Here is a 12,531-nt window from a genome sequence, read left to right as displayed (position 1 = left end):
AATGTCATTCCCCGCCCCTGCACTTAGTCTTAAGTATTCGTTGATTTTTAACGATGCCTACGTACCGCGGCTTGTCCGCGGTATCCAGAGATTGAGGCACGATGCCAGCTTTTTCCTGGATGCTGTGACAGGCACGTTGGGCTTTGCCAGTGTCAAGCAAAATTACGCTCATTGCAAGCTATCCTGTGACATAATTAAAAAACTATAGCATAGCAAATTTGTAGTATCTACAATATGATATATCCCAACAAAGTGACAATAAAGAGCAGACAATGGCGGATAATACTGATAATAATGTAATATATTTGGCAAGACTTCATTGGGTTTTGTTTTTAGGGCCAATCGTCTTTGCTTGTTTGGCAATGATAGTCGGTATAATGATTACTCAGTTAAAAGAGGTGGCCCTGCTCCTGGTTATTTTTGCGTTTATTTGGGGAGTAATGACCTGGGTTACCTACCATTTTTCATCCCTGACTATCAAAAACAAACAAGTCATTTTATGCACAGGTATGTTAGTTAGAAACACAACGGATATTCCTTTAAGCAAAATTGAATCCATTGATATCCGCCAATCTGTATTAGGTAGCATTTTTCGTTATGGCACTTTGATAATCACCGGCACAGGTGGAACCCGTTATATGATCAATTATCTTGATAAACCACTCACTTGCAGGCGTTACATTGAACAGCTAATGCATAGTTGATAACAGGATTCAAATTTTAGCTTAAATGATTAATGTTAGTCTGATTTGATTACCGCTCTTTTTATTTGCCCATGGACGTCTTTTTCGGGTCTTGCAGGTTCTGTGTCGTTGTAAAATAACGGTGGCAATACACTGACGCAAAGCGATGGCCGTTTTACCTTGCCACGCCATTAGCTCAGAGCGCGTTTTATTATGTCACAGTTTCGTCTCAACCAGCGATCCAGATTTGTACGGTGAACAATGGGACGGGGACGATGAGGCAATTCAAACATCGCGAACGCTCAGGTGATGTCTTCGGATTTGGCGGCCTTAATACTGATTACTGGAGTTCTACCGAGGACACAGATACATCGCGTGGGGGGCAGCACTTCGAATCTGGCAACAGCTTTCAGATCCGCATTGTCACTAAGGATCAGGGGCTTGACGTTCGTTGTGCCCGAAGCTAACGTATTAACTCCATTATCTATTAGCCAGACCGTCTAGGGTCTGGCAATTTATTAGAGAACATTATTAGTAATTGTTCACGCAATGGCTTCAACTTAAGAGAATGCCTACGTTCCACGGCTTGTCCGTGGAATCCAGCACGTACGTTAATTCTGGGTTCCTCGGGCCTGTAGGACTTGGACAATGCAAAATTGTTCTTAAGTTACCCCCTTATATGAGCGCTCAATGGCTTCAACTTAAGAGAATGTCTACGTTCCACGGCTTGTCCGTGGAATCCAGCACGTACGTTAATCCTGAACCCAAGGGTAAGTCGTGGAATGGGGTAATGAAAATTGGCCTTAAGTTCACGCCATTGCGTGGACACTTACCATTATTATGGCATTATGCCCATTACCCATGTCTATCGATAAATTAGTAGTTAAACTTTAATCATTGTTGATTGTGCAAGGTAATATCAATCCTCATGCACAGAGTAACCACATCCTTCATGGGGACAAATAATTTGTCGTCCGGCGCGTTTCGTTTCCTTGACTGTTAATAAAGGCCAGGCACATTGTGGGCAGGGTTTATCGATTGGTTCGTTCCACAATGCATAATCACACTTGGGATAACTACCGCAAGAGTAAAATATTTTTCCCTTTCGTGATTTACGTTTGAGAATTTTAGCATCATGGCATTTAGGGCATTCAACACCAGTATCTGCCGGTTTTTCCAAAGGCTCTATGTGTTTGCATTGAGGATAATTGCCACAGCCTATAAAGCGGCCATAACGTCCGGTTTTGATATGAAGAGGTCCTCCACAATCGGGACAGGGGCGATCTTCAATAATCTGGGGTTCGGTTTTTTCAGTGTCCGGATTACTTAAATCCTGTGTATAATCGCATTCAGGATAGCCTGTGCAGCCAATAAAACGACCGCGTTTGCCTAAACGAATTGCCAGAGGTTTGCCACATTTAGGGCATTGCTCATCGAGTGTCTCTGTGGTGACGTCTTTACGTTGCACTTGTTCATCGGTAGTATGAATCTGTTGGATAAAAGGTTTCCAGAATTCTTCTAATACAGGGATCCATTCCTTTTCTCCTCTCGATACCGCATCAAGGGTGTCTTCGAGATGAGCGGTAAATGTATAATCGACATAACGAGTGAAATAACCCGTTAAAAAACGATTGACAATACGTCCTACATCCGTAGGAACAAAACGTTTTTTATCAACAATAACATATTCACGTTGTTGTAAAGTATGGATAATAGAAGCGTAGGTGGATGGACGACCTATGTCGTATTCTTCCAGTGCTTTAACAAGCGATGCTTCAGAATAACGGGGAGGCGGTTCAGTAAAATGTTGATTGGCGAGAATATTATCCAAATGGACTTTATCACCGGCTTTCAAGTTGGGTAATAACGTATTTTGCTCATCTTCCAGTTGAGAATCGTCTCGTCCTTCTTCATAGACGGTAAGAAAGCCTGAAAAGGTAATGGTTGACCCATTGGCACGAAAAATATTTCCTTCACCGCAAGTGAGATCAACTGCTACCGTATCGAGCAATGCTTCGGCCATTTGACAGGCGATGGTTCGTTTCCAAATTAACGTATAAAGTTTAAACTGATCTCCTGTCAGCGCCTGTTGCATCAATTCCGGCGTTCGTTTGATTGAGGTAGGGCGTATTGCTTCATGCGCTTCTTGAGCATTTTTCGATTTGGTTTTAAAAAGACGTGCTTTCTCAGGACAATTATCCTTTCCGTAGCGCTCACCAATAAAATTGCGAATTTCGTCGATTGCTTCAACTGCGAGATTAACAGAATCAGTACGCATATAAGTAATTAAACCCACGGTACCGGTACCGATGTCAATTCCTTCATAGAGTTGCTGGGCCACCATCATGGTTTTTCGTGCGGTAAACCCTAATTTTCGTGCAGCTTCCTGCTGTAAAGTTGATGTAATAAAAGGCGCAGCCGGTTTGCGTTTACGCTGTTTCTTTTCAACATGACTAACTAAAAGAATACCCTGCGCTTGTTTAAGCAGACTATCTCTGACACGATGGGCATAGTCAGTTTCATTGATCGTAAACTGCTGTAATTTTTCCTGTTCATAATGAGTAAGTCTTGCTTCAAAAGGTGTTTTATCATGCTGGCATTGCGCAATAATACGCCAATATTCTTGCGAAACAAATTGCTCAATTTCCTCTTCCCGCTCTACGATAAGTCTAAGTGCAGGACTTTGTACCCGACCTGCGGAAAGACCACGGCGAATTTTTTTCCAGAGTAAAGGGGAGAGGTTAAAACCCACCAGATAATCCAATGCTCGTCTGGCTTGCTGCGCATTAACCAAATCCATGGAAATAGAACGGGGCTTGCTTATTGCTTCCTGAATAGCCGATTTGGTAATTTCATTAAAAAAGATGCGATGCACTTCTTTGTTTTTCAGTAAATTACGTTCTTTCATCAATTCGTAAACATGCCATGAAATAGCTTCTCCTTCGCGATCAGGGTCGGTCGCAAGTAAAAGAGAGTCAGATTTTTTCAATGCCTTGGCAATGGATTCGATATGGCGAGCATTTTTTTCAATGGGACTATAAGTCATGGCAAATTGTTTGTCAGGATTGACCGAACCTTTGCGAGGCGGCAGGTCACGAACATGGCCATAAGAAGCCAGAACGTCATAATCCTTGCCCAAATATTTTTGTATGGTTTTAGCTTTCGCAGGTGATTCTACGATAACCAGGTGTTTGCTCATAAAAATAACCTTTCCTTCGTTGGCTATCAGGGTCTGTTAACCTATCTGCTATTCTGGCCGAAACAGGCCGATTTTCTAGCAAAATGTCAACAAATCCTAGTGTAACGTTAATTTATCTTCTTTGTGGTATAGCACAAGATCAAGAAAAGCCAACTGTGTGCTATCGAGATTTTCAGCCAATAGATTGCGGATAACCCATTTTGTTTCTTGTAAGCTGACAAAGCGTGATTCGGAGAAAAGCAATTGATTAATAATAGATTCCAGTACTTCGGGTGCAATAATCCCCCATTGCATGAGACGGGTTAAAAATTGATAGCTTGCTTTCGTCAATTTTATTTTTTCTTCATCGGTAAAGATACGTATAGTATGATTTTGGGCTGATTTTATAAAAATCGATCTGTTTTCCGGTTCAGTAAGATCATCAGCTTCAATATCTATTTGATCCGACTCCATTTTTCTACTATTAATGCTGTTTTCTTTTAACTGAGACAAACTTTTTGTAAAAAAATTCATTAATATTTCAAACAAGCTATCTTTCATAATGACCTCATATAACCGCCAGGTACTGCTTTAATAGTACCTTGCAATTCCAATGTAGCTAAGCCACAGGTTACCTCTTCAACACTTAAACCACTACGTAAAACCAGTTGATCAACAGTTGTTAATTCAAAGCCAATGCACTTTACTAGGTTTTCATTATCTCTGGCAAGGACTTGTGAGGGCCATTGCATTTGTTGGTCTATCCCTAATTCCTCCAGGATGTCTTGTGTTGATGTAATTAATCGTGCGCCTTGCTGTAATAAGTAATGACAACCCTGGGCTTGAGGGTTGTGAATAGAACCGGGTATAGCCAGAACATCGCGATTTTGTTCCAAAGCAAGCCGTGCTGTTACCAGAGAACCGCTGCGGATTGCCGCCTCAACGACCAACGTGGCTAATGATAAACCACTTATTATACGGTTTCTGCGTGGAAAATGTCCAGCTTTAGGCGTGGTTTTTAATGGAAATTCGGTGAGCAGTAAACCGTTCTGGTAAATTCTGGTGGCAAGAGAGGCATGTTGACGTGGATAGATATGATCGATACCCGTCCCCATGACAGCAATCGTTTTGCCATTGCCTTGAAGACAACCTTCATGCGCCTGTCCATCGATGCCCGAAGCCAAACCACTCACAATAGTAAGATAAGGAGCCAATTCATAGGCAAAGCGTCTGGCTGTTTCGCTGCCGATGATGGATGGTTTCCGACTGCCGACCATTGCCAGCGCTGTTTGTTGCAGGCAAGTCAGATCACCCTGTGCATATAATACAATGGGCGGGTCATGAATTTCTTTAAGCAAAGCAGGATAATTGACATCATCCCAGGTTAACAGATGGTGATTAGGTAATTCTTGCCAGCGTAAATCAGCATCGACCTGATCAAAATTAAATTGCCTGATTGAATAAGCGATTCTGGCCGAGAGTCCAGCTTGCTGTAGTTGTTCAGCAGACAGTTGAAACATTTCTTCAAGGTCGGGCCAATAGTTTAGTAATTTTAAAATAGTACGAGGGCCAATGTGGCTGATTCGGTTTAAGGCCAGAAAATAATAAGTATTGTTCATGGTTGGTTACTTTATATCCGTTCTGATTCAATAGTCAGTCGCTCTGTTTTCCGTTATACGTTATTAATCGAGTTGCAGCATGACATAGTATTGAGGATAATAGCATGCATTCCTGGTCGTAACATAGATTGAAATATGGCTATTCGTAAGATTCTTTATTTGCCTGATGAACGATTGCGGCAGGTTGCCAAACCTGTCGAGCAGTTTGACGATGCTTTACAAGTGCTCATTGAAGATATGTTCGAGACCATGTATCACGCCAAAGGGGTAGGACTCGCTGCGCCCCAAATCGGCGTTGGTTTGCGTTTATCGGTTATTGATGTGATCGGTGATAAAAAACAGCAATTGGTTCTTGTGAATCCCGAAATTATTGCAGCCGAAGGGGAGGCTGAATACGAGGAAGGTTGTTTATCAGTCCCGGGCGCTTACGACAAAGTAAAACGAGCTCGCAAAGTCACGATTCAGGCTTTGGACCGTTTTGGTAAAGTGTTTGAAATGAGCGGGGAAGGGCTTTTGGGGGAGTGTTTTCAACATGAGATTGATCATTTGAATGGCAAATTATTTGTTGATTTGCTTTCTCCGCTCAAACGGGCAATGGCACGCAGAAAACTTGATAAATTCAAGCGTCAAAAAAACTTGCGCAAACGATGAAAAATTTAAAGATTATATTCGCTGGAACCCCGGAATTTGGCCTGCCTTGCCTTAACGCGCTTGCCCATTCCCGGCATCAGCTATTAGCTGTTTATACTCAGCCCGACAGACCGGCAGGTCGCGGGCGTAAATTACAAGCTTCTGCGGTTAAAAGCTGGGCTTTGTCGCAGCATCTACCTGTTTATCAGCCTTCCCATTTCAAAACTGAAGCAACGGTTGCGGAACTTAAAGCGTTACAACCTGATATTCTTGTTGTTATTGCTTACGGTTTGATTTTACCGCGCGAAGTGTTAACTTTACCGCGTTTGGGCTGCATTAATGTACATGCGTCATTACTCCCGCGTTGGCGTGGTGCTTCTCCCATACAACAAACGATATTGCATGGCGATAAACAGGCAGGGGTAACCATTATGCAAATGGATGTCGGCATGGATACAGGCGATATGCTGGCAGAAATCAGTTGTCCGATTCTTCCTGAGGAGACTGCCGGCAGCTTGCATGACAAACTTGCTCAGTTAGCAATAAATCCTTTGCTTGCAACACTTGAAACGTTATCTTGCGGGAGGGCGATACCCAAAGCACAAGATGACAATTTAGCCACTTATGCGAAAAAGATTAAAAAAGAAGAGGCGGCTATTGATTGGTACAAATCGGCAGTAGACATTGACAGGCAGATACGTGCTTTTAATCCCTGGCCAATTGCTTATACTAAAGTGGGTAACGAGGTATTGCGTATTCATCGTGCTCATGTAATTACTGACGTTGCTCTTGCGGTTGAACCGGGGACAATTGTTTCTCTTGATAGACAAGGAATGCTGGTTGCAACGGGCCAGCAGGCATTGATGGTTGAGCAAATACAATTTCCTGGTGCAAAAGCAATGTCCGTTGCGGACTGGCTAAACGCAGGACGCTCACAACTTCAGGTGAATCGGGTCCTGCGATGAAAAAAAATAAACCCTTTTCCAACGCTGCCTCAGAGGGTAAAGGACGAGAGTTTACCTCTACGGCAGGGTTTGGAAAGAAGTCTAATGAACGTCTGGAAGCGTTGCGTCTGTTAATCAAGGTAGTTGAAACAAAAACCCCTCTTTCTCACCTGATGCAACCCGCCCATTTGTCTCCATTAACGAAAGAATTGTGCTTTGGTGTCTGCCGACATTATTATCGCCTGCAAGCATTAGCGGACTCTTTGGTGGATAAACGACCCAAGGCACCTGAGGTGTGGCTGGTATTATTGATCGGCCTCTATCAATTACATTTCATGCAAAAACCTGATTATGCGGTTGTAAAGGAAACCGTGGATTTGCTTGACGCATTAAAAAAAAATTGGGCTAAAGGTTTGGCTAATGCCGTTTTAAGACGATTTTGTCGTGAAAAGGCACAAATTCTGGCGTCTTTGCAAACTAATCAGGATTTTCTCTATGGTCATCCTGACTGGTTTATTCGGCGGATCCAAAAAGATTGGCCCCAGAACTGGCAAGTTATCTTAAAAGCAAATGATGAACATCCACCTATGAGCTTACGAGTAAACCAGCGGCAATTCTCTTGCCAACAATACCTGACCTGTTTGCAACAAGCCGGTATTGATGCTCATGCTCAATGTTATTCGCCTGTAGGATTTACTTTGGATGTTCCTTGCAATGTTCATGATTTACCCGGTTTTGCTAGTGGTGCGGTATCTGTGCAGGACGAGTCTGCTCAACTGGCTGTATCCCTTTTAGATTTGCAACCCGGATTAAGAGTTCTGGATGCCTGTTGCGCGCCAGGTGGTAAAACCTGCCACATTCTGGAAGCCCAACCAGAACTTGCTGCGTGTATTGCGGTGGATTTGGATGAAAAACGTTTAGAACGAGTTGCTGATAATTTGGTACGTTTAAACTTACAGGCAACCTTGTTGCAAGGGGATGGTCTTAAACCGGAAACCTGGTGGGATGGACAACTGTTTGATCGTATCCTCCTTGATGCACCTTGTTCTGCAACAGGAGTAATTCGGCGTCATCCTGATATACGTTTACTACGGTTAGAGGATGAAATTAGTGCAGTTGCGAGGTTACAGAACCAATTATTACATCAGTTATGGCCTTTATTAGCCTTGAATGGTTTGCTGGTGTATGCGACCTGCTCGATAATGAAAGAAGAAAACGAGCGACAAATTGCAGCATTTATTGTAGATCAACCGGATTGTGAAGTGGTATGCGCCGGGTTACCTTGTGGGCGCGCAGTAGATTATGGCTGGCAGATTTTGCCAGGTGATTTTAACGGCGATGGGTTTTTTTATAGTTTGCTCAGGAAAAAATAAAATGCAGATTAACTGGCCGCTTGTTATGGTATTATTTTTTCTGTCACTTCCCGGTGTTTTTATTGCCATACCTCGGCTTATTCATTTCTTGTTACCCGATAACAGCGAGACTCTGAGAAAGCGTATCAGCCGTATTGCCGTTTCCCAATCGTTAATTATGGTGATGGTGATGAGTTTCGTTGGTTCCCTGTTATCAGTTCGCACGGGTTTAACGGCGCCAATTTTGGATGCTTTATTGCAGGGACAATTTGTCGTGAACAACGTACAGGCAATGTTGCTTCCTGTCTTCTTGTACACATTGGGTGGTTTGCTTGTTTTTTTTGTTCTGTATTACGGTGTGGTGGCCAGTATCCTTGATGAAAACACTCAACAAATTATGCAAAAAATGCATGCGGCTTCAGGTCTTGATGGTTGCGTGCTGTATAGCGGCATTGCGGAAGAAATTCTTGTGCGATGGGGTTTAATGAATATGGTTGCTTTTTTTGCCATGTTATTGACAGGATCAAGAAATACGATATCGGTCTGGACTGCAATCCTTGTGAGCGGCATGCTTTTTTCATTAGGGCAGGTGCCTGTTTATTTAGCCGCAGGTTGTCAACCTCATCGTCGATTTATTTATTCAATCTTTATGTTAAATACCTGGCAAGCCATTCTTTTCGGATGGCTTTTTTGGCAATATGGGTTGTTAGCGTCAATTATTTCTCACATGTTATTTCATTTCGGTTGGTTTCTTTATGAGCAAACATAAAATGACAGGCAGTCAATGAAAGCCCGATTTAAAATGATTCCTATTGAGAATCTTCAACCAGGTCGTTATCAACCGAGAGTGAATTTTGACGCGAACTCGCTGCAAGAGTTAGCGCAATCAATTGCCACCCAGGGTCTAATCGAAGCGCTGGTAGTCAGGGAACTTTCTGCCGGTCATTACGAAATTATTGCAGGAGAGCGCCGATGGCGAGCCGCCATGCTGGCCGGGTTATCTGAATTACCTTGCTTGATTGGCGCTTATAGTGATGAGCAGGCCGCGGCGGTGACTCTGATTGAAAATATTCAACGCCAGGATTTAAATTTAATTGAAGAAGCAACCGGTTATCGTCGTTTACTGGACGAGTTTTGTTTTCAACAGGATGAAATTGCCACTCTTGTAGGAAAATCACGCAGCCATATTGCAAATATTTTACGTTTGCTTTCCCTTTGTGAAGCGGTACAAGAGCGAATAAGGCAGGGTCAATTGTCTTTAGGTCATGCTCGTATGCTGGTTGGCCTGTCGGATACTCGGCAATTAATGCTGGCAAATCAAATTGAAGCAAATGACTGGTCAGTAAGGCAGTTGGAAAAGAAAGTGCGGGAATTAAAAACTCAGGAAAAAACGAGAACCAATCCTCAAAAAGATCGGGATATCGAACGTTTACAAATCAGCCTCGCAGAGCAAGTCGGTGCTCCTGTGCAAATTATTAACGATGCTGACTCCGGTGGATGGCTCCAGGTAAAATTTTTTGATAATGATACTCTGGCAGGACTTTTGGAGAAGATGGGCTTGCGCTATGATTAGGCGCTTTCTTCCCGATGAAATTTTTTAAGGCTAAGGAATCCAAATCGATGAAAAGGACATTATCGAGTCTATTGTGTGCACTTTTGTCGTTATCCTCTTATGCGACCTTGCAAGGCGGCGTTGATCGTTTGATCAATCAAATTGATCCGGCAATGAATATTGGCATCGAGGTTATTGATTTAACGACAGGCGCAACAATCTATCGCCGCAACCAGACACGGACTTTCATTCCAGCCAGTAATATGAAACTGTTTTCGGATGCGGCGGCGCTCATGGTTTTGGGGCCTGATTATCGTTTCAAAAATCAATTGAGTACAAATGCCACTCAATTGCAGCAGGGTATTTTGAAAGGCTCGTTGTACTTACACTTATCAGGTGATCCTTCTTTTAGTCATGAACGGCTGGCGGCGCTGCTTGCGGGCTTAAAAAGTTGGCATATCAATCATATTAAAGGGAATGTCTATATCGATAGCAGTCATGCTATTGTTGATCCCTATCCTCCTGGATGGATGGTTTCTGATCTGGTTTATAGCTATGGTGCCCCTGTTGCCCCCTTAATCATGGATACCAATCGTTTAGCCGTAACCGTAAATCCGGCCGACAAGGCCGATGAACCGGCTATCGTTGAAACAGATGATGCGAGTGGCAGCATTACAATTAATAATCAGGTAAAAACAAAGGCGACTGCTCAGCACTGTGGTGTGGATTTTTCTATGGATAAAGAAAATCGTTTAACGGTGCGTGGTTGTGTGGGGGTGGGTCAATGGGCCGTCATGCAGAAGATGGCTATTCGTAATCCCCTGGCCTATGCTCAAGGATTGATAAGACGACAGTTAAGCGAAGCAAATATTATTCTTGAGGGGAATATCTTGCTAGGTAAAGCCCCTGTGGGATCTTTACTTATTGCAACTGAAAGTTCAAAACCAATTGCTCAACTGATGGCGGATACATTAAAGCCCTCGGATAATCTGTATGCGGATAGTTTATTTTTGCACGCAGCAGAAAAGTTGTACGGGTCTCCTGTGAATTGGGGTGAAGCACAACCTATTTTAAAACATTTCATCCAGCAGCAAACAGGCATCGAGCTTGGTAACGCTGTATTGACGGATGGTTCTGGTTTATCGCGTCATGATTTGTTAACACCTAACCAGACAGTTAGCCTGTTGCGCTTTTTACATGAGCGTTTTCCTCTATCGTATGAATATATTGCGGCCTTACCTGTGTCTGGTCGTGACGGAACCTTGCAAAAGCGGTTCAAAAAACCCGATCAGCAAGATCTTGTCCGCGCGAAAACTGGAACGATGACTGGGGTGGCCAGCCTTTCAGGTTATTTGTATACCGCCAACGCGCATACGTTAGCGTTTGCTATTTTTATTAATAAACGCGCAGGCGGGAAAGCGTTTTCAGGGCGTTATCTCCTTGATGCCTTATGCGCTTATTTTTTACAACAAAAACCGGGGAATAATATTCTGGCCAAAGTTTTTACGCCCCATCGGCGAATCAAGTTTCAGCAGAATCCAACGCAAGCTGAATTACAACGGGGGCGTCAGGCAAAGTGGCGACGTCTTGAAACAGTAGTCAAACAGGCTTTTAAAGGACAGCCTGTTGCTGTGTTGTATCGAAGTAATGAACTTATTCTCAGAGATAATCAGACAGACGCGAACAAGACACTTGTTACTTTACAGGCGTTGAGGAAAAAATATCCTTTTGCAGTGGCGCTTTCTTCTCAATTCATGCCTGTTGTTACCAGTGATAAGCCTCTGGTTTTATGGACGCAACCTGCTAATTCTATAGGTAAGGCTGAGCGTATTTGGGTCATTCGTGAAGCAGTTGCTTAAGAGAAAAGATTGACATTTTATCGTTCTTTCTGATAGTTTTTTTGTCTTTTAAGCTTCGAGTTAAGCGAAAAGTATGTGATTGAGGCCAAAATAGTTATGAAAGATTCCTTTATGATCAAGTGTGAAGAACTCACTATGTTTCAGTGCAATACCGTGGATTTTTTTTATCAAAGTACAGTGAAAGAAATTTCCAAGTATGATCCAAATAAGCCTTTCGAAGAAGAGACTCTGCGGAAGTTATGGCAACTCTATGAAAAGAGGGTTATTAATTTTATTAAACAAATTAAACCCCACTTTGCTAATTTAGACCTTACAGCGTACCAATTACACTATGTTGGTTGGTATAGTACTTATGTGAAGAAATTATTCCAGTTCCAAAAAGACATATATTTTAAGACGGTGCAAAGAGAAAAATGTATTAAAAATGAAATAAAAAGACAATCGTATTTACCTGTTCCCGACTTCGATGAGCAGGCCCTTGCTCAGCTAATTTTTCCTGATCATCCCACGTACCATGAATATCATTTTAATGAAGAGGAGGCGGTTCAGTATAGAGTGCGTTAATAACTTGTCACGGTTCTTGTCTTCATACGACATGGAATGCCATCCTCTTGTAACAAATGTGCAAAAAAAACGTTAATTGTTTCTTTATAATCTTGTCTTAAGATAAGATAGCTAGTATACGTAAAAGTAATTTAGAGAAGTTTCGGAGTG

At 42.6% G+C, this 12,531-nt stretch carries 11 protein-coding genes; 8 read left to right on the top strand and 3 right to left on the bottom strand.

The window, feature by feature from the left end; all coding sequences use genetic code 11:
- Positions 1–272 precede the first annotated feature (272 nt).
- Entirely contained in the window at positions 273–704 is a 432-nt protein-coding gene (locus tag T345_RS0103795) for a PH domain-containing protein (RefSeq protein WP_028388169.1), read from the top strand.
- Between the two features lie 898 nt (positions 705–1,602).
- On the opposite strand, the gene topA is transcribed toward T345_RS0103795, so the two are convergent.
- The 3 genes from topA to dprA form a co-directional block, all read right to left on the bottom strand.
- Positions 1,603–3,882 (bottom strand): type I DNA topoisomerase, encoded by a 2,280-nt coding sequence (gene topA, locus T345_RS0103790; protein ID WP_028388168.1) that lies wholly within the window; start codon positions 3,880–3,882, stop codon positions 1,603–1,605.
- 96 nt (positions 3,883–3,978) lie between these two features.
- Positions 3,979–4,422: a DUF494 family protein gene (locus tag T345_RS0103785; RefSeq protein WP_028388167.1), complete on the bottom strand. Its 444-nt coding sequence runs from the start codon at positions 4,420–4,422 to the stop codon at positions 3,979–3,981.
- Complete coding sequence (gene dprA / locus T345_RS0103780) at positions 4,419–5,480, bottom strand: DNA-processing protein DprA (RefSeq protein WP_028388166.1); 1,062 nt, start codon at positions 5,478–5,480, stop codon at positions 4,419–4,421. Before dprA ends, T345_RS0103785 begins: the two co-directional genes overlap by 4 nt.
- Positions 5,481–5,615: 135 nt before the next feature.
- On the opposite strand from dprA, the gene def reads away from it, so the two are divergent.
- The 7 genes from def to T345_RS0103745 all read left to right on the top strand — a co-directional run bounded on the left by def (position 5,616) and on the right by T345_RS0103745 (position 12,381).
- Positions 5,616–6,131 carry a peptide deformylase gene (def, locus tag T345_RS0103775; protein WP_028388165.1) on the top strand — a complete coding sequence of 172 codons (516 nt, stop codon included), beginning with the start codon at positions 5,616–5,618 and terminating at the stop codon, positions 6,129–6,131.
- Positions 6,128–7,075 (top strand): methionyl-tRNA formyltransferase, encoded by a 948-nt coding sequence (fmt, locus tag T345_RS0103770; RefSeq protein WP_028388164.1) that lies wholly within the window; start codon positions 6,128–6,130, stop codon positions 7,073–7,075. The genes def and fmt overlap by 4 nt, the downstream gene beginning before the upstream one ends.
- A complete protein-coding gene (rsmB, locus tag T345_RS0103765; RefSeq protein ID WP_035918096.1) occupies positions 7,072–8,427 on the top strand; it encodes a 16S rRNA (cytosine(967)-C(5))-methyltransferase RsmB in 1,356 nt (451 codons plus the stop codon). The genes fmt and rsmB overlap by 4 nt, the downstream gene beginning before the upstream one ends.
- A 1-nt stretch (position 8,428) precedes the next feature.
- Positions 8,429–9,175 (top strand): CPBP family glutamic-type intramembrane protease, encoded by a 747-nt coding sequence (locus T345_RS0103760; protein ID WP_028388162.1) that lies wholly within the window; start codon positions 8,429–8,431, stop codon positions 9,173–9,175.
- A gap of 15 nt (positions 9,176–9,190) precedes the next feature.
- On the top strand, positions 9,191–9,979 hold the full coding sequence (locus T345_RS0103755) for a ParB/RepB/Spo0J family partition protein (protein WP_028388161.1): 789 nt from the start codon (positions 9,191–9,193) through the stop codon (positions 9,977–9,979).
- Positions 9,980–10,026: 47 nt separating this feature from the next.
- The gene (gene dacB / locus T345_RS0103750; RefSeq protein ID WP_028388160.1) at positions 10,027–11,817 is read left to right on the top strand and encodes a D-alanyl-D-alanine carboxypeptidase/D-alanyl-D-alanine endopeptidase; all 1,791 of its coding nucleotides are present in this window, start codon (positions 10,027–10,029) and stop codon (positions 11,815–11,817) included.
- Positions 11,818–11,928: 111 nt separating this feature from the next.
- On the top strand, positions 11,929–12,381 hold the full coding sequence (locus tag T345_RS0103745) for a hypothetical protein (RefSeq protein WP_028388159.1): 453 nt from the start codon (positions 11,929–11,931) through the stop codon (positions 12,379–12,381).
- The last annotated feature ends 150 nt before the right edge of the window (positions 12,382–12,531 follow it).

It is taken from the genome of Legionella fairfieldensis ATCC 49588, from assembly GCF_000621525.1.
GTDB classification, from domain to species: Bacteria; Pseudomonadota; Gammaproteobacteria; order Legionellales; family Legionellaceae; genus Tatlockia; species Tatlockia fairfieldensis.
Note: the sequence above shows the minus strand (reverse complement) of the source record. Positions and strands in the feature narration are given on the sequence as shown.